We start from the raw sequence: 997 nt of genomic DNA, 5'->3' as shown, positions 1-997 counted from the left end.
CCGTTCCGGTAAGCGTCATGCCAGGCGCTGGCCTGGTCCGCGTTCGCTCGCCACTACTGACGGAGTCTCGTTGATGTCCTTTCCTCCGGGTACTGAGATGTTTCAGTTCCCCGGGTTCGCTTCAAACCCCTATGAATTCAGGGCCTGATACCTTCTCGAACCATCGTAGCGCAGAGCCAGTTGCCTGGATCCACGATACGGTGGCTGAAGGTGGGTTTCCCCATTCGGAGATCCTCGGATCAAAGCTCGTTCGCAGCTCCCCAAGGCTTATCGCAGCGTACCACGTCCTTCATCGCCTCTCAGCGCCAAGGCATCCACCAGATGCTCTTAAGGCACTTGATCGCTCTCATGATCGGTGTCCGGCGGTGAGCGAAAGCCTTTGGGGCTTCGCGCACCACCATCCACGGTCACGATAAAGACCGGCAGCCACCACTTTCGCAGGGGCTGCCTTATGCTTGCCGAACGCACCCGGGCCGGCCGCTTTCGCGCTGGCCTGGGCACATTCCCTCTTCACGATGTCAGATATCCGCAGCCACCCGCGTGTGCGTCGATGGTGCGAAGCTCTTTGATCCGGACGACCCTCGACCTCACTGCCGATGCAGGGGAGGGTGGTGGAGCTGGACGGGATCGAACCGACGACCTCATGCTTGCAAAGCACGCGCTCTCCCAACTGAGCTACAGCCCCGAAGGCGCTGCTCAGCGGTTGAGACCGTCACCTGATCCTGGTGGGCCTGGGACGACTCGAACGTCCGACCTCACCCTTATCAGGGGTGCGCTCTAACCACCTGAGCTACAGGCCCGTCGCTTGGCTTCCGCCCAGCGTGTCCGGATGATGAGAAAGAGAAACGAAGACGGCGTGTCCCGCCAGATGGGCTCTGACTGAGCCCTTGATCCAACGACGCCGTACGAGGAGAGGACCGACAGAGCCGATCATCCTGACAAACAGCATCCTTAGAAAGGAGGTGATCCAGCCGCAGGTTCCCCTACGGCTACCTTG

2 tRNA genes and 1 rRNA gene are annotated in these 997 nt (G+C 60.6%); all 3 read right to left on the bottom strand.

From position 1 onward, the window contains the following. Nucleotides 1–342, bottom strand: a 23S ribosomal RNA gene (locus MFF64_RS36520); the annotation flags it as partial. 267 nt (nucleotides 343–609) lie between these two features. Next, nucleotides 610–685, bottom strand: a tRNA-Ala gene (locus MFF64_RS36515). Between the two features lie 38 nt (nucleotides 686–723). Further along, nucleotides 724–800, bottom strand: a tRNA-Ile gene (locus MFF64_RS36510). Between the last annotated feature and the right edge of the window lie 197 nt (nucleotides 801–997).

This window comes from Methylobacterium frigidaeris (assembly GCF_022179185.1).
GTDB lineage: Bacteria > Pseudomonadota > Alphaproteobacteria > Rhizobiales > Beijerinckiaceae > Methylobacterium > Methylobacterium frigidaeris.
The sequence above is the reverse complement of the archived record's forward strand: the minus strand, read 5'-3'. Positions and strand labels throughout refer to the sequence as shown.